Source organism: Enterobacter sp. MGH 24, from assembly GCF_000493015.1.
Classification (GTDB): Bacteria; Pseudomonadota; Gammaproteobacteria; order Enterobacterales; family Enterobacteriaceae; genus Enterobacter.
Genome location: NZ_KI535657.1, coordinates 2,152,989 through 2,175,771, shown reverse-complemented (window position 1 = coordinate 2,175,771; position 22,783 = coordinate 2,152,989). Strand labels below are relative to the sequence as shown.

The following is a 22,783-nucleotide window of genomic DNA, read 5'->3' as shown; positions in this document are numbered from 1 at the left end:
TTATTTTTGTACTACGATATTTTCCTGCGAAGGATCAACATGCTGCAGCTGCAGCTTTTCCGTTGCGATCCGTTCAACCCGGCTGTGATCGCCGAGCGCGTTTTCTTCAAGGATCAAATTTCGCCATTCAATATCCAGCGCATCGCGTTCCAGTACCATCTGCTCGCGTTGCGCAGTCAATAAACGTGTATGGTGGGCGGTGGTCACCACCGTAACTGCCGTGACAATGATGCAAATGAACAGACAGAGTGGCAGTTTCCCAAACCGCAAAAGATCGTCGCCGATCACGCCAGGCAAGGCATGGCGCTCGTTGCTTCCTAACGAATCCTTAACTTTGCTTAGGGTCTCTGTCACTCTGCCGATCATGCGTTCGTCCTCTCTGCAACACGCAGCACTGAACTACGGGCGCGTGGATTCTCTGCCACTTCTTCTTCGCCCGGCATCAACTTGCCTAATGCTCGCAACTGACGGCCACCCAGCTTCCTGAGTTGTTCTTCCGTCATCGGCAGCCCCGCTGGCACCTGAGGACCGCGGCTTTGTTCACGCATAAAGCGTTTCACAATACGGTCTTCCAGCGAATGGAAGCTGATGATGGATAACCGCCCACCCGGGGCCAGCACGTCGAGCGAGCTTTTTAGCGCCAGCTCTATTTCCTCCAGTTCACTGTTTACCCAGATGCGAACCGCCTGGAAGGTACGGGTCGCGGGATGTTTGTGCTTATCCTTCACCGGCGTCGCCGCCGCGATCACTTCGGCCAACTCTTTGGTGCGGGTCATTGGCTCAATGCGATTGCGCTCAACGATGGCGCGCGCAATGCGTTTGCCAAAGCGCTCTTCGCCGAACGTTTTGATGACCCATGCAATATCTGCTTCGTCAGCGGTCTGTAACCACTCAGCGGCAGACTGGCCGCGCGTCGGGTCCATCCGCATGTCCAGCGGACCATCACGCATAAAGGAGAAACCACGTTCAGCATCATCGAGTTGGGGTGAAGAGACGCCAAGATCGAGAAGAATCCCGTCGATCTTGCCCGTCAGGCCGCGCTCAGCGACATAGTCCGCGAGCGCAGAGAAAGGTCCATGCACGATGGAAAAGCGTGGGTCATTGATGGTCTGTGCAACGGCAATAGCCTGCGGATCGCGATCGATTGCCAGCAGACGTCCTTCCTCTCCAAGCTGGGAGAGAATCAAACGCGAGTGACCACCGCGACCAAACGTGCCATCAATGTAGATGCCATCCGGACGAATATTCAGGCCGTTAACGGCCTCGTCCAGCAACACCGTTTTATGTTTATAATTTTCCATCATATTTATAGAGACAAGTCCTGCAGCCGTTCCGATAATGTCGCGGAATCAGACTGCTCAGCGTCGATATCTTCCTTGACCTGTTGATACCAGGTCGTTTCATCCCACAGTTCAAACTTGTTGAACTGCCCGACCAGCATCACTTCTTTGGTCAGACCGGCATGTTGCCGCAACACAGGGGCAATCAGTAACCGCCCTGCGTTATCCATCTGACATTCACTGGCATGTCCCAATAACAGCCGCTGTACGCGGCGTTCCTGCGGGTTCATGCTCGACAGTCGCGACAGCTTTTGCTCAATAATTTCCCATTCAGGCAAGGGGTAAAGCAGCAGGCAGGGGGAGTTAATGTCAATGGTGCAAACCATTTGACCCGCAGCGTTCTCAATCAGCCGATCGCGGTATCGGGTTGGTACCGATAAACGCCCTTTGCTGTCGAGATTGACTAACGTAGCTCCACGGAACATGCCAGTCTCACCCCTCCTCACCACTTTAACCCACAAATTCCCACCTAAAGGAGTTTACGGAGCGAGGGAAAAGCTTGTCAAGCCAGGACTCTCCGTATAAGGACTCGAAAGCCCTCTATTTACAGAGATAAACAGTCCTGGTTAATAACTGCACAACTGGCGAGGCAAAATTAACGTTATGAATATTTGTAAGAAAAAAACCGAATATGCACACTAGCGTTAAAGCTCACTCAATATCATCGCAGATAAATATAAAGTGTCAGTTTGCGACGCGGGCAGCATTTTATGACAGATTCACAGGGGATAACAGCGCCAGATTCACCCAGACACACGGTAAGCACGGCGGTTGCCACGTAAGCTGGCAAAGGAGAAGGAAAAACGTCTGAATATTCATCGACCGAAGAGGGTTTGTAACAAAATAATACAAAGAATACTGTTTAAAATCGCCCGGGCGTTCTTTAAAGGAACAATTTAAAAGCCAGAATGAATTATCAAAAATAGGTGATTATGATCCCTCAAGAATTATCCTAATTTCTCTCCGGGAATTATCTGCACGAATTAACGCAACACAATGGGGCAGATTTCTCCGCCCCAGTCATTTCATTTTTGGCGGCTTAAAATTCCGCGATGGTAGAGATTACGTTTGATACGCGTCAGGCCCGGCTTCGGCTTGCGCGGCTCATCCAGGCTTGCCAGCACAATCTCAAGCACGCGTTCAGCGACATCGCGGTGACGCTGTGCTACCGCCAACACCGGGCACTGGAGGAAGTCGAGCAGCTCGTTATCCCCGAACGTGGCAATCGCCAGGTCGGAGGGCAGTTTCCCTTCACGGCGTAAGGTCACATCCATAACGCCCTGCAAGAGCGCGAACGAGGTGGTGAACAGCGCCTGAGGCATCGGGTGCGTTTCCAGCCATTTTTCGAACAGCTGCGCGGCGGCTTCACGCTCGTAGCTGTTAGCATAAAGGTAATGAACCTCGCGCGGATCGTCTTTCCAGGCAGTTCTGAACCCCTGCTCGCGCAGGAAGCTCACGGAAAGCTCGGGCAGCGCGCCAAGATACAGCACCGTTTCAGCGGGGAATGTTCTCAGCTCTGCGGCCAGCATTTCTGCATCATCCTGATCCGCACCCACGACGCTGGTGAAATGCTCGCGATCCAGCGCGCGATCCAGCGCAACGATTGGGAACGGGTCGTTCGCCCAGCGCTGGTAGAACGGATGCTCTGGCGGCAAGGAGGTCGACACGATGATGGCATCCACCTGGCGCTGGAGAAGATGCTCAATGCAGCGCATCTCGTTGTCGGGCTGATCTTCCGAGCAGGCAATCAGCAACTGATAGCCGCGCTGACGCGCCTGACGTTCAAGATAGTTGGCGATACGGGTATAGCTGGTGTTTTCCAGGTCAGGGATCACCAGACCAATAGAGCGGGTACGCCCGGCACGCAGACCGGCTGCGACAGCATTCGGATGGTAGTTATGCTCACGAACCACCGCCATAACTTTTTCAACGGTCTTGTCGCTGACACGGTACTGCTTTGCTTTACCGTTAATCACATAGCTGGCCGTTGTTCGTGACACGCCGGCTAGCCGGGCGATTTCATCCAGTTTCACAATTGCCCCTTAAAAAAAGAAAAGAGTCCATGGCCCTGTCAAGGTTATGGTTAAATCTTTTAACATCTAAACGCAGAAAAGCCTTCGCGGCAACCGCTTTTATCTGCGTTGTCGGCTGATTACACAAAAAAAAGCCCGGCTTTGGCGACCGGGCAGAAAGAGGCGAACCTTTTTGACAACTAACGCATGATTTTCTCGCCGCGTGACAGACCAACTACACCCGATCTCGCTACCTCGACAATTTTTGCGACATCCCGCACGGACGCCAGGAAAGCATCCAGCTTGTCGCTCGTCCCGGCCAGCTGAACCGTATAAAGAGAAGGCGTGACGTCGATAATCTGTCCGCGGAAAATATCCGCATTGCGTTTGACTTCATCACGCCCGTAGCCGCTGGCCTGGATTTTCACCAACATGACCTCACGTTCAACGTAGGCCCCCTGCCCCAGCTCGCTCACGCGCAGTACGTCGACCAGCTTATGCAGCTGTTTCTCAATCTGCTCAAGCACTTTGGCATCGCCGACGGTTTGGATCGTCATGCGCGACAGCGTGGGGTCTTCCGTCGGGGCAACGGTCAGGCTTTCAATGTTATAGCCGCGCTGCGCAAAAAGGCCAATGACGCGCGACAGTGCGCCAGACTCGTTTTCCAGTAAAACAGATAATATCCGGCGCATATCAGGTTCTCTCCGTTTTGCTTAACCACATTTCATCCATACCACCACCACGAATATGCATCGGATAAACGTGCTCGGTTCCATCAACAATCACATCCATAAAGACGAGGCGGTTGTTTTTAACGTGCTCAAGCGCTTGTGCGAGCTTCGTTTCCAGCTCAGCCGGATCGGTCACCCGCATGCCTACATGTCCGTAAGCTTCAGCAAGACGAACAAAGTCCGGCAGCGATTTCATATATGACTGAGAATGACGGCCGGAGTAGATCATATCCTGCCACTGCTTCACCATACCGAGATACCCGTTATTCAGGTTCAGTACCAGTACCGGCAGTTCATACTGCAGCGCGGTAGACAGCTCCTGAATGTTCATCTGAATACTGCCATCTCCGGTCACGCAGACGACGGTTTCATTCGGCAGCGCCAGCTTCACGCCCAGCGCGGCAGGCAGACCAAAGCCCATGGTTCCTAAACCACCGGAGTTGATCCAGCGTCGCGGTTTATCAAATGGGTAATACAGGGCAGCAAACATCTGGTGCTGCCCCACGTCTGAGGTCACGTAAGCCTCACCTTTCGTCAGTCGCCACACCGCTTCAATGACCGCCTGCGGCTTTATGTTTTCACTTTGGGTGTCATATTTCAGGCACTGACGCGCGCGCCACTGTTCAATCTGCTGCCACCAGTCGCGGATCTCATCCAGCGGCTGGGTTGTACTCTCCTGGGTCAGCAGGTCCAGCATTTGCTCCAGAACCTGACGGGCATCGCCGACGATTGGCACATCAGCCGACACCGTTTTTGAAATTGACGTAGGATCGATATCAATGTGCAGCACGGTGGCGTTTGGGCAATACTTCGCCAGGTTGTTGGTGGTGCGATCGTCGAAACGCACGCCGACGGCGAAGATGACATCGGAATGATGCATCGTCATGTTGGCTTCATAGGTACCGTGCATACCCAGCATACCCAGTGCCTGACGATGGGTGGCAGGAAACGCCCCCAGCCCCATCAGCGACGACGCAACGGGAAGGTTAAGCTTTTCAATCAGTTCACGCAGCTGCGTTTCACAGGCGGAGTTAACGGCCCCCCCACCCACATAGACCACCGGTTTTTTGGCTGCCAGAAGCGTTTGCAATGCCCGCTTGATCTGCCCTTTATGCCCCTGCGTTGTGGGGTTATAAGAGCGCATGCTGACCGATTCCGGCCAGACATAAGGAAGCTTGTTTGCCGGGTTCAGAATATCTTTAGGCAGATCGACCACCACCGGTCCAGGGCGTCCACTTGCCGCCAGCCAGAAGGCTTTTTTCAGTACGCCGGGAATGTCTTCTGTTTGCTTGACCAGGAAGCTGTGCTTCACAACGGGACGCGAAATCCCGACCATGTCGCACTCCTGAAACGCATCGTAGCCAATCAGTGAGGTTGCCACCTGCCCGGAGAGGATCACCAGCGGGATAGAGTCCATATACGCTGTCGCAATGCCGGTAATGGCGTTTGTCGCGCCGGGGCCAGACGTGACTAACACCACGCCCACTTCACCCGTCGCACGCGCCAGGCCGTCAGCCATGTGCACCGCCGCCTGCTCGTGACGTACCAGAACATGGTCAATGCCCCCTACCGTATGCAGCGCATCATAAATATCGAGGACCGCACCGCCAGGGTAGCCGAACACTTGCTTTACGCCCTGATCGATCAGCGACCGAACGACCATTTCCGCGCCAGACAACATCTCCATGCTTTGCCTCCAGGCATTTTGTTATAGACGGACTGCCGAATTCATTTCCGCACCGTCTTACGATTGGGATAAACCAATCTTATATTTTGCAGAGTGTTCTTTACCTTAACCGCTCGTTATGAGGCAGGCAATTAGCAAACCCGGGGAGATAAACGGCACGCAAAGCAGAAAAAGCAGCCGTTAACAGAAGATATGGTTAATTCCTCTGGGAATAGAGGATGGGGTGATAAATCATCGCTGAAAAGCACGACAATGCAGGAAATCATCTATTTTTGCGTGCCGTAGAGCAGCCTGAAAAAAATCACAGCAGAACAAAATAGCAATTATCCAAAAGAAATCAGGATAAATCACATAAACCGATGCAATTTATCCTGATGCGTTTATCGGCGACAGATGCCAACCAGCAGCTCTTCCATCCACTGATGTCCTTTATCCCGACCCGCCGCTTCATGCCAGGAAAGATAACAGGTACGGCTGTTTAGCTTGAGCGGCAGAGGCAAAATTTGCAGATTTAAAGGGTCAGAAAACTCTTCTGCCAGCCAGCGCGGCGCAATCGCCACCAGATGCGTCTGGGAGACCACGTTTAATACGCTGACCATGGCCATGCCCTGATAAGCTACGCTTGCCTGTTTATCCGCAGTGTCATACCACGGCAGGCTAAAGGACGCATATCTGTCTAGCGCAACAACGGCGTGCTGCTCGTTATAAACATCGTTTTCTCGCAGCGGAGAATTAAGGCGCGGGTGTTTTTTACTGGCGACCAGAACCATTTCATCTTTAAACAGCGGCACGCAGGAAAATTCTGGACGACGGAACTCTTCATATCCCAGAACAAATTCGATCTCCTGATAGCGTAACTGATGTTCCGTGTTTTGATTCAGGGATGATTTAAAAACCAGATTGATATTGGGTGCAATCTCTTCAACTTTATTATAAATAATCGATGTTAAATAATTATCTAACGGGCTACAGACGCAAAGATGGAATACGCGCTCGCTGCTTAAGGGTTCAAAGCCCGATCCCGGCAGCTCGTTTTGTACCAACTGCAACGCCTGGCGGATAGAGCCAAACAGTTGAAATGCGCGCGCTGTAGGCTGAATCCCCCTCCCGTAACGGACAAATAACTCGTCGTTAAACATGACCTTAAGTCTGGCAACGGCATTACTTACGGCAGGTTGAGACATCCCCAACGTTTGGGCCGCGCGGGTGATATTCTGTTCCTGCATGACAGCATCAAACACCGTCAGAAGATTAAGATCCACCGTGCGTAACTGCGGTTTAATCCCATCAGTAGCTTGAGGTTGTTTAATATTATTTTCTGACACTTCTGACTCCACTGTCACGCTACACTCCCTTTGCCATCGTACGGTAATAATCTCGAAAAATATGATTTATCATGCAAATACGAACAGCGAAAGAGAATTATTTAAAATTCGGAATATATAAAGACTCAATATAAACGAAAATTAATGAGCGCAAATGATATGTTTGACTTTAGGATTTGAATGAAACCATAAACCAAACAAATATACAATTGCCGTCAGGTTAATGATGACTTAAGTATTATTAAACTGTTATTGCTATCCCCCCACGATTAGTTAACAACCTGTTATCTCTGTTCGCTTTTCAACATTATAGAATAGATTCACAGCATTTATAACTTGATGATATCAAAACCTTTTAATCATAAAGGATCGTCTTCAGGGCATTTTACGCATTTTAAACAATAATATTTATTTGTTTATGCAACGCTTTTCTTAAGTCCAAAATTAGACAATTAGTCGGGTCGCGAAAGCGAAAACCAGCACAATTAGCTAAAGCGATCACCCTGTCAATTCCGTCTGTCGGGCGCGTTTTCATCGTCAGGGGTTGACATGAACGGGCGTATCCAGTACCACTAAAAGCATATTGAATTTAACGGAGCACGATTCATGATTCGCACCATTCGTTTCACCGGTCTACTACTACTAAACGCATTCACTGTGCGCGGTAGACTGGCGGGCGAAATTCAGCGTTGAATCGTCACCAGTAAGACTAAAAACCCGCGCCACTGCGCGGGTTTTTTTATGCTCGTAGCAAGGCGCCCTAAGACTGACAAGGACCTAACCCATGAGCCAGCAAGTCATTATTTTCGATACTACTTTACGTGACGGTGAACAGGCATTACAGGCAAGCCTGAGTGTAAAAGAGAAACTGCAGATCGCGCTGGCTCTCGAACGTATGGGTGTCGACGTGATGGAGGTCGGTTTCCCGGTCTCGTCTCCGGGTGATTTCGAATCCGTCCAGACTATCGCTCGCACGATTAAAAACAGCCGCGTATGTGCCCTGGCGCGCTGCGTAGAGAAAGACATCGACGTTGCTGCCGAGTCATTGAAAGTGGCCGAAGCGTTCCGTATCCACACCTTTATTGCGACCTCGCCTATGCACATCGCAACCAAGCTGCGCAGCACGCTGGATGAGGTGATTGAGCGCGCGGTCTACATGGTTAAGCGCGCACGCAACTATACCGATGACGTTGAATTCTCCTGTGAAGATGCGGGCCGTACGCCAATCGAAGATCTGGCGCGCGTCGTAGAAGCCGCCATCAACGCGGGCGCGAAAACCATCAACATCCCGGACACCGTCGGCTACACCATGCCGTTTGAGTTCTCCAACATCATCACCGGCCTGTATGACCGCGTACCAAATATTGATAAGGCAATTATCTCCGTCCACACCCACGATGATTTGGGTCTGGCCGTAGGTAATGCTATCGCTGCCGTCCACGCCGGGGCGCGCCAGGTAGAGGGTGCGATGAACGGTATCGGCGAACGCGCGGGCAACTGTTCGCTGGAAGAAGTGATCATGGCGATCAAAGTGCGCAAAGACATCATGGACGTGCACACCCGCATCAATCACAACGAAATCTGGCGCACCAGCCAGACCGTCAGCCAGATTTGCAACATGCCTATCCCGGCTAACAAAGCGATTGTCGGTACCGGTGCCTTCGCACACTCCTCCGGTATTCACCAGGATGGCGTGCTGAAAAATCGCGAAAACTACGAAATCATGACCCCGGAATCCATCGGCCTGAATCAGGTGCAGCTGAACCTGACCTCCCGTTCCGGCCGCGCGGCGGTTAAGCACCGTATGGAAGAGATGGGTTACAAGGACAGCGATTACAACATGGATCAGCTGTACGACGCGTTCCTGAAACTGGCCGACAAAAAAGGCCAGGTGTTCGACTATGACCTGGAAGCGCTGGCCTTTATTAACAAGCAGCAGGAAGAACCGGAGCACTTCCGCCTGGATTACTTCAACGTGCAGTCCGGCTCCAGCGACATCGCCACCGCCTCGGTCAAACTGGCCTGCGGTGATGAAATTAAAGCAGAGGCCGCCAACGGTAATGGCCCTGTTGATGCCATCTACCAGGCGATTAACCGCGTCACCGAGTACGACGTTGAGCTGGTGAAGTATGACCTGACGGCCAAGGGCCACGGTAAAGATGCACTGGGTCAAGTGGACATCGTGGTCAATTACAACGGCCGTCGCTTCCACGGCGTGGGCCTGGCGACCGATATCGTTGAATCCTCCGCGAAAGCGATGGTGCACGTTCTGAACAACATCTGGCGCGCCGCCGAAGTCGAAAAAGAGTTGCAACGCAAAGCTCAGAATAAAGAGAACAACAAGGAAACCGTGTAATGTCGAAGAATTACCATATTGCTGTGTTACCGGGCGACGGTATTGGTCCGGAAGTGATGGCACAGTCGCTGAAAGTACTGGAAGCCGTTCGCGCGCGTTTTGCGATGAAAATCACCACCAGCCACTACGATGTGGGCGGTATTGCAATTGATAACCACGGTACGCCGCTGCCGAAAGCGACCGTGGAAGGCTGCGAAAATGCCGATGCCGTGCTGTTTGGTTCCGTCGGTGGCCCGAAATGGGAACACCTGCCGCCAGCAGAGCAGCCAGAGCGCGGCGCGCTGCTGCCGCTGCGTAAACATTTCAAGCTGTTCAGCAACCTGCGTCCGGCGAAGCTGTATCAGGGTCTGGAAGAGTTCTGCCCGCTGCGCGCGGATATCGCCGCCAACGGTTTCGACATTCTGTGCGTGCGTGAACTGACCGGCGGGATCTATTTCGGTCAGCCAAAAGGGCGCGAAGGCAGCGGACAACACGAGAAAGCGTTCGACACCGAGGTGTATCACCGCTTCGAAATCGAACGTATCGCCCACATCGCGTTTGAGTCGGCTCGCAAACGCCGCCATAAAGTAACCTCCATTGATAAAGCGAACGTGCTGCAGTCTTCCATTTTGTGGCGCGAGATCGTCAGTGAAGTGGCTAAGCAGTACCCGGACGTCGCGCTGTCGCACATGTACATCGACAACGCAACCATGCAGCTGATTAAGGATCCGTCCCAGTTTGACGTGCTGCTGTGCTCCAACCTGTTCGGCGATATCCTCTCTGACGAGTGCGCGATGATCACCGGCTCCATGGGGATGCTGCCCTCCGCAAGCCTGAACGAAGAGGGCTTTGGCCTGTACGAGCCGGCAGGCGGCTCCGCGCCGGATATCGCAGGCAAAAACATTGCCAACCCGATTGCGCAGATCCTCTCCCTGGCCCTGCTGCTGCGCTACAGCCTGGATGCAGGCGATGCGGCAACCGCAATTGAGAACGCCATTAACCGGGCGTTAGAAGAAGGCGTCCGTACCGGCGATTTAGCACGCGGCACGGCGGCAGTCAGTACCGATGAAATGGGCGACATCATTGCCCGCTATGTCGCTGAAGGGGTGTAATCATGGCTAAGACGTTATATGAAAAGTTGTTTGATGCGCACGTTGTTTACGAGGCACCAAACGAAACCCCGCTGCTGTACATTGACCGTCATCTGGTGCACGAAGTGACCTCTCCTCAGGCATTTGACGGCCTGCGCGCGCACAAGCGCCCGGTACGTCAGCCGGGTAAAACCTTCGCGACGATGGATCACAACGTATCCACCCAGACCAAAGACATTAATGCTTCGGGTGAGATGGCCCGTATCCAGATGCAGGAGCTGATTAAGAACTGCAAGGAATTTGGCGTTGAGCTGTACGACCTGAACCATCCATACCAGGGGATCGTCCACGTGATGGGGCCTGAGCAAGGGATCACCCTGCCGGGCATGACCATCGTCTGCGGAGACTCCCATACCGCGACCCACGGCGCGTTTGGCGCCCTGGCGTTCGGTATCGGCACGTCCGAAGTGGAACACGTGCTGGCAACGCAGACCCTGAAACAGGGCCGCGCCAAAACCATGAAGATTGAAGTGAAGGGTAAAGCCGCACCGGGTATTACCGCAAAAGACATCGTGCTGGCCATCATCGGTAAAACCGGCAGCGCGGGCGGCACCGGTCATGTTGTTGAATTCTGCGGTGAAGCCATCCAGGCGCTGAGCATGGAGGGACGCATGACCCTGTGCAATATGGCCATTGAGATGGGCGCAAAAGCCGGTCTGGTCGCCCCGGACGAAACCACCTTTAACTACGTGAAGGGTCGTCTGCACGCGCCGAAAGGTCAGAATTTTGACGACGCGGTCGCGTACTGGAAAACCCTGAAGACCGACGATGGCGCAACGTTTGATACCGTTGTCACGCTGCAGGCTGAAGAGATTGCGCCTCAGGTGACCTGGGGCACCAACCCAGGCCAGGTGATTTCCGTCAATGACGCCATTCCCGATCCAGCCTCCTTCGCCGATCCGGTCGAGCGCGCCAGTGCGGAAAAAGCGCTGGCCTATATGGGGCTGAAGCCCGGCGTGCCGTTGACCGACGTTGCCATTGATAAAGTCTTTATCGGTTCCTGCACCAACTCCCGTATCGAAGATTTGCGTGCCGCCGCCGAAATTGCCAAAGGCCGCAAAGTGGCACCGGGCGTGCAGGCGCTGGTGGTACCTGGCTCCGGTCCGGTGAAGGCCCAGGCGGAAGCCGAAGGTCTGGATAAGATCTTTATCGAAGCGGGCTTCGAGTGGCGCCTGCCTGGCTGCTCCATGTGTCTGGCCATGAACAACGACCGCCTGAATCCGGGTGAGCGCTGCGCCTCCACCAGCAACCGTAACTTTGAAGGCCGTCAGGGCCGCGGTGGGCGCACCCATCTGGTCAGCCCGGCAATGGCCGCCGCTGCGGCAGTCACCGGCCATTTCGCCGATATTCGCAGCCTGAAATAAGGAGACAATCATGGCAGAGAAATTTACCCAACATACGGGCCGGGTTGTCCCTCTGGACGCCGCTAACGTCGATACTGACGCTATTATTCCGAAACAGTTTCTGCAGAAAGTGACGCGTACTGGTTTTGGTGCGCATCTGTTCAACGACTGGCGATTCCTGGACGACAAAGGCGAAGTGCCGAACCCGGAATTCGTCCTGAACTTCCCGGAATACAAAGGGGCATCCATTCTGCTGGCGCGCGAAAACTTTGGCTGCGGCTCATCCCGTGAACACGCGCCGTGGGCGCTCACCGACTACGGGTTTAAAGTGGTCATTGCCCCAAGCTTCGCGGATATTTTTTACGGCAACAGCTTCAACAACCAGCTGCTGCCCGTCACGCTGAGCGATGAACAGGTCGATGAATTGTTCGCGCTGGTTAAGGCGAATCCGGGCATTTCGTTTGAAGTGGATCTGGAAGCGGAAGTGGTGAAAGCCGGGGATAAGACTTACAGCTTCAGCATTGATGCGTTCCGCCGTCACTGCATGCTGAACGGTCTGGACAGCATTGGTTTAACTCTCCAGCACGACGAGGCGATTGCCACTTACGAAAACAAGCAACCTGCATTTATGAAATAATCCTCCGGCCTGCAGTCCATTCTGCAGGCCGCGTTTTATCCCGATACCCGCCACCTTCTGTAAATACGTCCCAAACCCAGCCAATAATGACGTTATATTTAATGTCAATTTAATGTTTCCTGCGCAGAATAACCGCTCAATCAGCTGGCAGCGGACATAATCATGGAAAAGAAAAATGGCAATGAGTCTCATCTCCGTTCTCGAGAAATACAAAAATGCACATTAGTAAGCGTGATAATAAATAGTTTACTCACCGGCTTTCAGATAGTTGCAGGAATATTCTCCGGCTCACAGGGGTTAATTGCTGATGGGATTCATTCTCTTTCCGATTTGTCCTCTGACTTTGTCGTTCTTATTGCAAATAAAAAGAGTCAGAAAGCCTCTGATATCGATCATCATTACGGTCATCTGCGTTTCGAAAACGGTGCAAAGCTCATTATTGGCGCTATTCTGCTGCTTGTTGGCGTCGGGATGCTCTGGTCCGCAGGGAATAAACTGCTTCACCCCGAGACGCATCAGCTGGTGAACGGGGCCGCGTTGTGGGTGGCAATACTGGCGCTGGTGGTGAAGGAAAGCCTGTTCAGATACATGTTTGCCACGGGAAAACGTATTCAGTCCTCGCTGCTGATAGCCAATGCCTGGCATGCCCGCTCTGACGCAGCCTCGTCAGTGGTCGTCGCCATCGGCATTGCCGGGAATTTAGTGGGTTTTCACGCGATGGACCTGATTGCGGCCCTGATTGTCGGGATTTTCATCGCCCATATGGGTTACAAATTCTCTGCCGATGCCCTGCACGACCTGATGGACCGCTCGCTTGAGCCCGAACTGGAGCACGACATCAAAACGTGTCTTCTTGCAACCGAGGGCGTCACCGGGCTCCATGATTTAAAAACCCGCAAGATGGGCGACTTAGCCCTTGTCGATGTCCATCTGGAAGTGAACGGCGAATTAAGCGTAAAAGAAGGACATCAGATTGCTGTGAATGCCAGAAACAATGTAATGCAAAAATTCAATGTACTGAACGTGATGACGCATATTGATCCAGCCCACTAATCAGAACGCATAAATACAGTGTGACGCAAGCGATCGTTAAGGTTTCGTTAATTAATCTGCGTCACACTGCATCGCATGAGCACTCTCATTATTGAGGTAAAAAGCGATGAACCCAACATTACGCGATACGCTTCCCCATAAAGAAACGCCTTTTCTTCGCATACTGCACATTCTTGTGGCCGTACTGGTTCTGGCCCAGATTATCAATTCTAATTTCACCGAAAGTGAAGCCCTCCACGAATCCGGGTTAAACGGAATTATCACCTGGGTCCATGTTATCTCCGGATTTGGTTTAATTTTTTGTGGCATTGCCATGATGGCATGGATGTTAACCCAGCGCGGATTTAAGTATTACTTCGCCTGGCTGGCGCTGGATTTTCGTGGAATTGTTGACGATATTCGCACCCTCGCGCAGCGTCAGCTTCCTGACGCGCATGCCGGCGGCATGGCGGCAACGGTGCAAGGTCTTGGCGTGCTGGCGCTGCTGGGCGTTGCACTCTGCGGCGCGGCCTGGTTCGTGCTGAACGCCACGCTCGGGCCGGTTTCGTCCGTCACGGAATCCGTCCTGGATTTGCATAAATTCCTGACGGTCTTTATCGAGACATATTTCTGGGCACACGGTTTCATGGGCCTCGTTCATATGTACCTGACGCTACGCGCACAGCGTAAATATCAGTATTCAGAATAAAACAGTTCGCAGAGCCCGGCGTTCCCGGGCTCCGTTTCACTCATCCAATCACACGTCTTTTACGCGGCAGGTCAGCAGGAGCGTCACGACGGATAGCGCCGCAATCATCCAGTAGACAGACGCATGCCCATAGCTTTGCGCCAGCGCCCCCTGAATCACGCCAGCCAGAATCACTCCGGTTGAAATACTGTTGGTAAAAAGCGTGGTCGCCGAACCTGCACGACCGGGCATGAGATCCTGAAACCAGAGCATGCCGATCCCGGCAACAATCCCAATAAACACGGCGTTAAACAGCTGAAGAGCCAGCAACGCTTCTCGCGAATGGAAAAGGATCAGCCCCGCGTAGAACAGCACCCCGGCCGCCACGGCGACGATCATCATCCTGCGCTTTCCAAAGCGCTTAACGTAGTAACCCGCCAGAATCATTGCCGGAATTTCCAGCCCGGCGGCAGTTCCCATTAAGATCCCCGCGAGTTTGTCCGGTAAACCCAGATCGCTGCTGATCCACAGCGGCATATCGATGATGTACATGGTGTTGCAGGTCCACATCAGCGTGGAGGCAATAAACAGCATGCGGACGTTTTTGTCCTGCCAGCCGCTCACCTGGGTGACAGGTTTATCCGTCGCCTGTTCGACGCGCGCCACGGACGGCAGCGCAAAGGCAATCAATACCAGGCTGATGACAAAAATCCCGGCGGCAATGGAAAACATGGTGGTAAAGCCGTAGTTCAACGCCAGCATGAAGGCCAGCGGTGGGCCAATGACCCACGCCAGCGAAAGCTGGGCACGCATCACCGAGCTGAACATCACCACTTCACGCGCCGAGTTATCCGCATATTCACGGGCCAGCGCGAACAGCTGCGGCATGGCGGTGTTCGCCAGCGACGCCAGCAGTACGCCGCAGGTAATCAGCGTCAGGTAGTGGCGGTTGAAGGCAAAGAGCAGCGCGTTACCCACGGCCATGGCGCAGCAAAAGAGGATCAGCTTACGACGATCGCCCTGGCTATCCGATCGTTTCGCCAGCGCGAGGCTGACCAGGATCCCCGCAATCGCGTTGACGGTATAAAACAGGCCGACCCAAAACGGCTGTGCCCCCACCTCGCGGCTGAGAAACAGGCTCAGCGTCGGCGCCTGCAGCGCCCCCGCCACGCCCATCATAAAGGCCACCAGCATAAAAGCGGCATACACGCCGTTCAGGCGTCGCCCCATCGTCATCAACCACAGCATGCGCAAGTCCTTGTGAAAGCGAATCGAAATTGGGTGAAAGAATAAACGAAAAAAGCCAGCAAAAACATTTTGCTGGCGGGTGATTAGCACCAATACTCAGTCACACATGATCGAGGCGAGTTAGCGGGAAGAGGTCGGTGTTGTAACGTCCCACTGCATCAATTCTTCTAACGTTTTCAGCCGTTGCTCGGCACACCGGCGGGCCAGCCAGGACGATCCCTTCGTCGCTGAAAAGTACTGCTGATAAAACTGACGTGCGGTAGACCTCTTCATAATTTACCTCCTCGCTTCATCGAGGAGAATTATTGGCCTAATATAGGGATAAATAAATTGCTGGTTTTTTGTCAGGAGTTCCCCTTTTATGCCTTCCGGTCGTCTGCAACAACAGTTTATCCGCCTCTGGCAGTGCTGCGAGGGGCAATCGCAGGAGACCACGCTCAACGAGCTGGCTGACCTGCTTAGCTGCTCCCGCCGCCATATGCGCACGCTGCTCAACACCATGCAGCAACAGGGCTGGTTAAGCTGGGAAGCGGAGGCGGGACGCGGCAAACGTTCGCGGCTGACCTTTCTCTATACCGGGCTGGCGTTGCAGCAGCAGCGCGCGGAAGACCTGCTTGAGCAGGACCGCATCGATCAGCTGGTACAGCTGGTGGGTGACAAGGCCGCCGTGCGCCAGATGCTGGTTTCCCATCTCGGACGCAGCTTTCGTCAGGGCCGACACATTCTGCGGGTGCTCTACTACCGTCCGATGAAAAATCTATTGCCCGGCACGGCCTTACGCCGCTCTGAAACCCATATGGCCCGGCAAATCTTCAGCGGCCTGACGCGGATAAATGAGGAAAATGGGGAACTGGAGGCGGATATCGCGCACCACTGGCAGCAGGTTTCCCCGCTTCACTGGCGCTTTTTCTTACGCCCCGGCATCCATTTTCACCACGGCCGCGAGCTGGAAATGCACGACGTCATCGCGTCTCTGGAGCGAGCACGCAAGCTCCCGCTCTACTCGCATATCTCCCGCGTCCACTCCCCCACGGCCTGGACGCTGGATATTGAGCTGTCGCAGCAGGATAAGTGGCTTCCCTGGCTGCTGGGCTACGTGCCGTCGATGATTCTGCCCGGCGAGTGGGAAACATTGAACAATTTTGCCAGCCTGCCAATTGGCACCGGGCCCTACTCCGTCTCCCGCAATAACAGCAACCAGCTGAAAATCCGCGCGTTCGATGACTACTTTGGCTATCGGGCGCTGATCGACGAAGTGAACGTATGGGTATTACCGGATCTCAATGAAGACCTGAGCTGCGGGCTGACGCTTGAAGGCCCCACCACCGGAGAAAAGGCCGTGGAGAGCCGCCTGGAGGAGGGCTGCTACTATCTCCTCTTTGACCGCCGCACCCACCGTGGGGCAAACCAGGCCGTCCGCAAGTGGATCAGCCACGTTTTGTCCCCTTCCAACCTGATCTACCATGCGGAAGAGCAGTACCAGACATACTGGTTCCCGGCGTACGGCCTGCTTCCGCGCTGGCACCACGCCCGCCCGGTGCACTGCGACAAACCCGCAGGGCTGGAGTCCATCACCCTGACCTACTACCGCGAGCACGTAGAGCATCGTTTTATCGCCAGAATCATGACCCGACTGCTGGCAGCCGAGGGGGTCAAGCTGGAGATCAGGGAAGTGGACTATGACGAATGGCATCAGGGAGAGATCGCCAGTGATATCTGGCTCAACAGCGCCAACTTTACCCTGCCGCTCGATTTTTCCCTTTTCTCGCATCTGTATGAAGTGCCTCTCATCCAGCACTGCATCGACCGTGACTGGCAGCAGGACGCCGCCCAGTGGCGTGCGGGAGATATGAATCTTGCAGCGTGGTGCCAGCAGCTGCTGGCCGAGCAGGCGATCGTCCCGTTGATCCACCACTGGCTGATGATCCAGGGCCAGCGCAGCATGCGCGGCCTGCGGATGAACACCCTGGGCTGGTTTGATTTTAAATCCGCCTGGTTTGCGCCGCCGGAGCCATAACGCTTTCGTAATATTCACCAAATCATTACAATAGCGCCGTTCTCAACGGGGTGCTGCATCACAGATGTGCGCTGAGATAATACCCGTCGAACCTGATCCGGATAACGCCGGCGAAGGGATTTGAGGCTGTTGCTCAAAATCCTTTGCCACTCAACTTTGAGGTGCAAAGTGTTAAAAAAAGTTCTTCCCCTGCTGGCGCTGTTTGCGCTGCCTGCTTTTGCCAAGCCCGTCCTGACGGTCTACACCTATGACTCTTTCTCTGCCGACTGGGGCCCTGGCCCGGTGGTTAAAAAAGCCTTTGAAGCGGACTGTAACTGCGAGCTGAAGTTCGTGGCGCTGGAAGATGGCGTGTCGCTGCTCAACCGTCTGCGCATGGAAGGGAAAAACAGCAAGGCCGACGTGGTGCTCGGGCTGGATAACAACCTGCTGGACGCCGCCTCGCAGACCAAACTGTTTGCCAAAAGCGGCGTCGCGGCAGATGCCGTTAACGTGCCGGGCGGCTGGAAAAACGACACCTTTGTGCCGTTCGATTACGGCTACTTTGCTTTTGTTTACGACAAAAATAAGCTGAAAAACCCGCCGAAGAGCCTGAAAGAGCTGGTCGAAAGCGATCAGAAATGGCGCGTGATTTATGAAGACCCGCGTACCAGTACGCCTGGCCTGGGCCTGCTGCTGTGGATGCAAAAGGTCTACGGGGATAAAGCGCCGGAAGCGTGGCAGAAGCTGGCCGCCAAAACCGTCACCGTCACCAAGGGCTGGAGCGAAGCCTATGGCCTGTTCCTGAAAGGTGAAAGCGACCTGGTGCTGAGCTACACCACCTCTCCGGCCTACCACATTATCGCCGAGAAGAAAGATAACTACGCCGCCGCTAATTTTGGTGAAGGACACTATCTGCAGGTGGAAGTCGCCGCGCGTACCGCCGCCAGCAAACAGCCGGAGCTGGCCGAGAAGTTCCTGAAGTTTATGGTTTCACCGGCGTTCCAGAATGCGATTCCCGCAGGCAACTGGATGTATCCGGTCACTAACATTGCCCTGCCCGCAGGTTTCGAGCAGTTGACCAAACCAAAAACCTCGCTGGAGTTTACGCCGCAGCAGGTCGCCGCGCAGCGTGCAGCATGGGTAAGTGAATGGCAACGCGCCGTCAGCCGCTGATTCCCGGCTGGTTACTTCCCGGGCTCCTCGCCGCCATAGTGATGGTGGTGGTCAGCCTGGGGGCTTTTCTTGCACTGTGGTTCAACGCGCCAGAGAGTGACCTGCTCGCGCTCTGGCACGACGGCTACCTCTGGCACGTTATCCGGTTCTCCTTCTGGCAGGCGTCGCTTTCTGCCCTGCTGTCGGCGATCCCGGCCATTTTTCTGGCGCGCGCCCTGTATCGGCGGCGTTTCCCCGGCAGGCTTGCCCTGCTGCGGCTGTGCGCGATGACGCTGATCCTGCCCGTGCTGGTGGCGGTATTTGGTATTCTGAGCGTTTACGGTCGCCAGGGCTGGCTGGCCTCGCTATTCGGCCTGCTTGGTCTGGAATGGTCATTCTCGCCTTACGGCCTGCAGGGCATTCTGCTGGCGCACGTCTTTTTCAATATGCCGATGGCAACGCGCCTCTTTTTGCAGGCGCTGGAAAATATTCCCGGCGAACAGCGTCAGGTTGCCGCCCAGCTCGGCATGCGCGGCTGGTCATTCTTCCGCTTTGTCGAATGGCCGTGGCTGCGCCGCCAGCTCCCGCCGGTAGCGGCATTAATCTTTATGCTCTGTTTTGCCAGCTTTGCCACCGTGCTGTCGCTCGGCGGCGGGCCGCAGGCTACCACCATTGAGCTGGCGATTTACCAGGCGCTAAGTTACGACTACGATCCCGGTCGCGCCGCGCTGCTGGCGATGGTGCAGATGGCGTGCTGCCTTGCGCTGGTGTTACTCAGCCAGCGGCTGAGCAAAGCGATCCCCGCAGGAAGCAATAATCTTTCTGGCTGGCGCGATCCGCAGGACAGCCTGCACAGCCGCATCTCGGACGTGATGCTGATCGCGCTGGCGCTCCTGCTTCTGCTGCCGCCGCTGCTGGCCGTGATCGCCGATGGCCTCAACAGGAATGTGGTGTCGGTACTGCAACAGCCGGTCCTGTGGCAAGCCACATGGACCTCGTTGCGCATTGCGCTGGCAGCCGGGCTACTGTGCGTGACGCTGACCATGATGTTGCTCTGGAGCAGCCGCGAGCTGTACGCGCGACATGCCCGTAAAGCCGGACAGGCGCTGGAGCTGACGGGCATGCTGATCCTGGCGATGCCGGGCATCGTGCTGGCGACGGGCTTCTTTTTACTGTTCAACAGCACCATTGGCCTGCCGGAAAGGGCCGATGGCATCGTGATTTTCACTAACGCCCTGATGGCCATCCCCTACGCGCTCAAGGTGCTGGAAAACCCGATGCGCGACGTCAACAGCCGCTACGGTTTGCTGTGCCAGTCGCTGGGCATGCAGGGCTGGCAGCGGCTGAAGGCGGTCGAACTCCGCGCGCTAAAACGTCCGCTGGCGCAGGCGCTGGCGTTTGCCTGCGTGCTGTCGATTGGCGATTTTGGCGTAGTGGCGCTCTTTGGCAATGACGATTTCCGCACGCTGCCATACTGGCTCTATCAGCAGATCGGCTCTTATCGCAGTCAGGACGGTGCGGTCACCGCGCTGTTACTGCTGCTGCTGTGCTTTGCCTTATTTACCGTTATCGAAAAACTTCCGGGGCGTGATGTTAAAACTGAATGATGTAACCTGGCTTTACCAGCATCTGCCGATGCGCTTCACGCTCTCCGTGCGTAAGGGGGAGATGATCGCCGTACTTGGCCCAAGCGGCGCGGGAAAAAGCACGCTGCTTAATTTGATTGCCGGTTTTCTGCAGCCGGCAAGCGGCGCGATCGTCATTAACAATCACGATCATACCCACACGCCGCCCGCAAAACGTCCTGTCTCAATGCTGTTTCAGGAAAACAACCTGTTTACCCATCTGACGGTGCGGCAAAACATCGCGCTGGGAATGCATCCGGGACTCAGGCTGAACGATGCCCAGCGCCAGAAGCTGGAGATCATTGCCGCCCAGATGGGGATCACCGAATTCATTGACAGGCTGCCGGGCGAGCTTTCCGGCGGCCAGCGTCAGCGCGTGGCGCTGGCACGTTGTCTGGTACGCGAGCAGCCGATACTGCTGCTGGATGAGCCGTTCTCGGCGCTCGATCCCGCGCTGCGCCAGGAGATGCTGGCGCTGGTGCAGGACGTCTGTCAGCGCCAGCAGTTGACGATGCTGATGGTGTCGCACAGTATTGAGGATGCCGCCCGCATCGCGCCGCGATCGGTGGTGATTGCCGAAGGACGTATTTTGTGGGATGGGAAGACAGAAGAATTGCTGAGTGGTAAAGCGGGGGCGTCTTCACTGTTGGGCATTCGTGCGGTCTGATGCCCTCACCCTGGCCCTCTCCCACGGGGAGAGGGAAAAAGTCCCTAACGGCTGACCACTTTTAATAAAATCTCACCGTATACCGGCATCAGCGGGTGGCGAATCAGCGCGACCAGCGCCACCACGGCCACACCCAGCGTCAGCGGAGCCAGCCACAAAAGACGAGAGCGCGGAAGATAGCGCGTCAAGCGATCGACACTGGCTTTCGCGCTGCGCCATAACCGCCAGCAGAGCCACGCAGCCAGCCACAGCAGCACAGCCGTGCCCAGCAGCAGCCACTTAAACTCACCGCTTTGCATCCCGTCAGGAATATCAATGGCAGCACCCGCGAGGATCCCCGGCAGGAAGTAGAACGGCGGCCAGAAGACGCAGCCGATAATGTTCGGTACCACGAATTTCGCGACGGGCAGATCCAGCATTCCCGCCACCATCGGCACCAGCGGACGCGTTGGTCCCACAAAGCGGCCGACGAGAATGGTAAACATGCTGTGCTGGTGCAGCGCATGCTCGGTTTTATCCAGCAGGGCTTTGTTCTTTTTCATGAACGACCAGCGGTGCAGCGGCTTCTTAAAGCGCCAGCCCAGCCAGAAGGAGATCCAGTCGCCCAGCAAACAGCCGATAATCCCGGCCAGCCACGCCTGCCAGAAATTGACCTCACCGCTGCCAATCAGCGCCCCAAGCCCCGCCATCATCACGGTGCCGGGCAGGATCAGCCCAACCAGCGCCAGCGATTCCAGAAACGCCACCAGCGCCACGGCGATGAGCGAGTACATAACGGACTGGGTAATAAAGTGTTCCAGCAATGCCTGCATAACTATTCCGGTCAGAAAACGAATCAGCGATTCTGCTTAGCGCCCCCCACCGCGTCAAGGCATCAATTGTCTGAATAGTTTACAAGATGCGCCTGAAGTTCACCTGAATGTTTACCGTTTATTCACATCCCGCGCGGAATTCACTCGGGCTGGCGCCGGTACATTTTTTAAATACCCGGGAGAAATAGAGCTGATCCTCAAATCCCACGTTGCGCCCCACGGTGGCGATCGGCATCCGGGTGGTGCTGAGCAGCAGTTTCGCCTGGCTGATGCGCTGATCCTCGCGCCAGCTCAATACGCTGACGCCCAGCTGCTGACGGAACAGATGCGACAGCCGCGACGGCGACAGGCAGACGTGCTGGGCAACGCTGGCGATATCAAACTGGCTATCGGCCAGGTGGTCGCTGATGTACTGGCAGGCGTCGCGCACGCGGTTATCCAGCGGCGGGTTAAGCGACTCGTTAATCGCCTCCATCCGTCGCAGCAGCAGCTGTTCGAGCAGGTTAATCGCCAGCAGTTCAGCGTAGCGCCCACCGGCCTGTCCCGCCTCGATAATCTGCGCAAAAAGCTCGCGAAACTGCGCCAGATGAACCTCATCCGGACGATAAAAACCGGTGTGCGCAAAAATAGCCGGCCAGGAAAGCCACTCCTGCCAGTAGGCGCGCGGACGGAAGTAGACCCACTGGTGATACCACTCTTTGGCATCCGGATGACGGCCATAGTGGTGGATCTCCCCCGGCGGGAATAGCAGGATATCGCCCGGACGGCAGACAAACTGCTGGTCACCGTTCTTGATGATCCCTTCTCCTCGTACGGTCAGATTGAGGATATACCCTTTCATCCCGAGCGGTCGGTCGACGTAAAAGTCGAGATATCCCTCAGCCTCGATAGGGGTCAGTCCCGCCACAAGGTGCGCGTTAAACGAGTATCCCGGCAGCAGGGGATCGTTTTGCGTTTCGGCCATAGATTCAGTTCTCCCAAGGGTCCTGAAGGAAACCAATT

General features: G+C 55.0%; 22 protein-coding genes and 1 riboswitch. Of the genes, 11 read left to right on the top strand and 11 right to left on the bottom strand.

Annotated elements, in window-relative coordinates; translation table 11 throughout:
• The 7 genes from ftsL to leuO all read right to left on the bottom strand — a co-directional run bounded on the left by ftsL (position 1) and on the right by leuO (position 7,095).
• Positions 1–366, bottom strand: a complete 366-nt coding sequence (gene ftsL, locus L370_RS11555) for a cell division protein FtsL (RefSeq protein ID WP_008501989.1) — start codon at positions 364–366, stop codon at positions 1–3.
• Positions 363–1,304, bottom strand: a complete 942-nt coding sequence (gene rsmH, locus L370_RS11560) for a 16S rRNA (cytosine(1402)-N(4))-methyltransferase RsmH (protein ID WP_021240527.1) — start codon at positions 1,302–1,304, stop codon at positions 363–365. Before rsmH ends, ftsL begins: the two co-directional genes overlap by 4 nt.
• Positions 1,305–1,306: 2 nt before the next feature.
• Positions 1,307–1,765: a division/cell wall cluster transcriptional repressor MraZ gene (gene mraZ, locus L370_RS11565; RefSeq protein WP_032642561.1), complete on the bottom strand. Its 459-nt coding sequence runs from the start codon at positions 1,763–1,765 to the stop codon at positions 1,307–1,309.
• Positions 1,766–2,365: 600 nt separating this feature from the next.
• Positions 2,366–3,373, bottom strand: coding sequence for a catabolite repressor/activator (cra, locus tag L370_RS11570; RefSeq protein ID WP_008501993.1), 1,008 nt, complete (start codon positions 3,371–3,373; stop codon positions 2,366–2,368).
• Positions 3,374–3,552: 179 nt separating this feature from the next.
• A complete protein-coding gene (gene ilvN / locus L370_RS11575) occupies positions 3,553–4,044 on the bottom strand; it encodes an acetolactate synthase small subunit (RefSeq protein WP_023334498.1) in 492 nt (163 codons plus the stop codon).
• Between the two features lies 1 nt (position 4,045).
• Positions 4,046–5,770: an acetolactate synthase 3 large subunit gene (gene ilvI, locus L370_RS11580; RefSeq protein ID WP_023334497.1), complete on the bottom strand. Its 1,725-nt coding sequence runs from the start codon at positions 5,768–5,770 to the stop codon at positions 4,046–4,048.
• A gap of 380 nt (positions 5,771–6,150) precedes the next feature.
• Complete coding sequence (leuO, locus tag L370_RS11585; RefSeq protein ID WP_032666566.1) at positions 6,151–7,095, bottom strand: transcriptional regulator LeuO; 945 nt, start codon at positions 7,093–7,095, stop codon at positions 6,151–6,153.
• 606 nt (positions 7,096–7,701) lie between these two features.
• Here leuO and leuL point away from each other — a divergent pair.
• From leuL to L370_RS11615, 7 genes are all read left to right on the top strand, one after another.
• The gene (leuL, locus tag L370_RS23805; protein ID WP_071787438.1) at positions 7,702–7,788 is read left to right on the top strand and encodes a leu operon leader peptide; all 87 of its coding nucleotides are present in this window, start codon (positions 7,702–7,704) and stop codon (positions 7,786–7,788) included.
• 91 nt (positions 7,789–7,879) lie between these two features.
• A complete protein-coding gene (leuA, locus tag L370_RS11590) occupies positions 7,880–9,451 on the top strand; it encodes a 2-isopropylmalate synthase (RefSeq protein ID WP_023334495.1) in 1,572 nt (523 codons plus the stop codon).
• The gene (leuB, locus tag L370_RS11595; RefSeq protein ID WP_023334494.1) at positions 9,451–10,542 is read left to right on the top strand and encodes a 3-isopropylmalate dehydrogenase; all 1,092 of its coding nucleotides are present in this window, start codon (positions 9,451–9,453) and stop codon (positions 10,540–10,542) included. The genes leuA and leuB overlap by 1 nt, the downstream gene beginning before the upstream one ends.
• Before the next feature lie 2 nt (positions 10,543–10,544).
• Positions 10,545–11,945, top strand: a complete 1,401-nt coding sequence (gene leuC / locus L370_RS11600; protein ID WP_023334493.1) for a 3-isopropylmalate dehydratase large subunit — start codon at positions 10,545–10,547, stop codon at positions 11,943–11,945.
• A 10-nt stretch (positions 11,946–11,955) separates the two neighbouring features.
• Entirely contained in the window at positions 11,956–12,561 is a 606-nt protein-coding gene (leuD, locus tag L370_RS11605) for a 3-isopropylmalate dehydratase small subunit (protein WP_023334492.1), read from the top strand.
• A gap of 162 nt (positions 12,562–12,723) precedes the next feature.
• The gene (locus L370_RS11610; RefSeq protein ID WP_023334491.1) at positions 12,724–13,614 is read left to right on the top strand and encodes a cation diffusion facilitator family transporter; all 891 of its coding nucleotides are present in this window, start codon (positions 12,724–12,726) and stop codon (positions 13,612–13,614) included.
• A 106-nt stretch (positions 13,615–13,720) separates the two neighbouring features.
• On the top strand, positions 13,721–14,302 hold the full coding sequence (locus tag L370_RS11615) for a cytochrome b/b6 domain-containing protein (protein WP_023334490.1): 582 nt from the start codon (positions 13,721–13,723) through the stop codon (positions 14,300–14,302).
• 48 nt (positions 14,303–14,350) lie between these two features.
• On the opposite strand, the gene L370_RS11620 is transcribed toward L370_RS11615, so the two are convergent.
• The gene (locus tag L370_RS11620; RefSeq protein WP_023334489.1) at positions 14,351–15,529 is read right to left on the bottom strand and encodes a sugar efflux transporter; all 1,179 of its coding nucleotides are present in this window, start codon (positions 15,527–15,529) and stop codon (positions 14,351–14,353) included.
• 120 nt (positions 15,530–15,649) lie between these two features.
• Complete coding sequence (sgrT, locus tag L370_RS11625; RefSeq protein ID WP_023334488.1) at positions 15,650–15,802, bottom strand: glucose uptake inhibitor SgrT; 153 nt, start codon at positions 15,800–15,802, stop codon at positions 15,650–15,652.
• 88 nt (positions 15,803–15,890) lie between these two features.
• Between sgrT and sgrR the strand changes: the two genes are divergently transcribed.
• The 4 genes from sgrR to thiQ all read left to right on the top strand — a co-directional run bounded on the left by sgrR (position 15,891) and on the right by thiQ (position 20,969).
• A complete protein-coding gene (gene sgrR, locus L370_RS11630) occupies positions 15,891–17,546 on the top strand; it encodes an HTH-type transcriptional regulator SgrR (RefSeq protein ID WP_023334487.1) in 1,656 nt (551 codons plus the stop codon).
• Positions 17,547–17,582: 36 nt separating this feature from the next.
• Positions 17,583–17,683, top strand: a riboswitch (TPP riboswitch).
• A 31-nt stretch (positions 17,684–17,714) separates the two neighbouring features.
• Positions 17,715–18,698 (top strand): thiamine ABC transporter substrate binding subunit, encoded by a 984-nt coding sequence (thiB, locus tag L370_RS11635; RefSeq protein WP_023334486.1) that lies wholly within the window; start codon positions 17,715–17,717, stop codon positions 18,696–18,698.
• Positions 18,674–20,284, top strand: a complete 1,611-nt coding sequence (gene thiP / locus L370_RS11640; RefSeq protein WP_023334485.1) for a thiamine/thiamine pyrophosphate ABC transporter permease ThiP — start codon at positions 18,674–18,676, stop codon at positions 20,282–20,284. The genes thiB and thiP overlap by 25 nt, the downstream gene beginning before the upstream one ends.
• Positions 20,268–20,969 carry a thiamine ABC transporter ATP-binding protein ThiQ gene (gene thiQ, locus L370_RS11645; protein WP_023334484.1) on the top strand — a complete coding sequence of 234 codons (702 nt, stop codon included), beginning with the start codon at positions 20,268–20,270 and terminating at the stop codon, positions 20,967–20,969. The genes thiP and thiQ overlap by 17 nt, the downstream gene beginning before the upstream one ends.
• A 44-nt stretch (positions 20,970–21,013) precedes the next feature.
• Here the strand turns inward: thiQ and L370_RS11650 are convergent, their stop codons facing one another.
• Both L370_RS11650 and araC read right to left on the bottom strand, forming a co-directional pair.
• Complete coding sequence (locus tag L370_RS11650) at positions 21,014–21,781, bottom strand: DedA family protein (protein ID WP_023334483.1); 768 nt, start codon at positions 21,779–21,781, stop codon at positions 21,014–21,016.
• 118 nt (positions 21,782–21,899) lie between these two features.
• Positions 21,900–22,745 (bottom strand): arabinose operon transcriptional regulator AraC, encoded by an 846-nt coding sequence (gene araC, locus L370_RS11655; RefSeq protein ID WP_023310373.1) that lies wholly within the window; start codon positions 22,743–22,745, stop codon positions 21,900–21,902.
• Between the last annotated feature and the right edge of the window lie 38 nt (positions 22,746–22,783).